Annotated in this window: 1 protein-coding gene; it reads right to left on the minus strand. The window is 61.4% G+C overall.

The window, feature by feature from the left end; all coding sequences use genetic code 11:
* A partial coding sequence (locus EOA24_RS40505) for a hypothetical protein (protein ID WP_133375098.1) occupies nucleotides 1-199 on the minus strand: 199 nt, incomplete at its 3' end.
* Between the last annotated feature and the right edge of the window lie 329 nt (nucleotides 200-528).

Here is a 528-nt window from a genome sequence, read left to right on the forward strand (position 1 = left end):
TGGCAATGCCGTGCTTCGGCTCCGATTGCGCCGGAAGGAGCGAAAGAGCCAGAAACGAGGTCGCGGCGATCAGTTGGACGAGAACGCGGTCCATGACCGTCTCCTTGCCGGGCGGCTTTGTGATTCGCCATGCACCGTAGAGCATTTCGCCATCTGATTGAATCGGCGCGCCAACGGGAATCGGGTTCAGCCGCTCCATCGCCGATCTAGCTCGCTCCTGGGGATGCGAAACCACCAAGAAATCGCGGAAACCGGGCTGGATTCGACGCCGCTGGCAGTGTAACACGCGCTCCGAAGTCATCCTGTTGCCTCATTTGGGCAACAGGTAGCTGGACCGCACGGCACGAAGAAGCCGGTCCCCGTGATCATTTGAGAGGAAAGTGCACCATATGACGATCAACGCGTACCGCCTTTCGGTGCTGGCCGCAGGCGTGGTCGGCGTTCTGGGCGCCGGGCTTTTCACTGCCTCGGCCCAACAGCAGCCGCAGATTCCTCAGGGCTGGTTCAAGGCCTGCACCAAGCAGGCAG

This window comes from Mesorhizobium sp. M2A.F.Ca.ET.039.01.1.1 (genome assembly GCF_003998035.1).
In the GTDB taxonomy this organism is placed as follows: domain Bacteria; phylum Pseudomonadota; class Alphaproteobacteria; order Rhizobiales; family Rhizobiaceae; genus Mesorhizobium.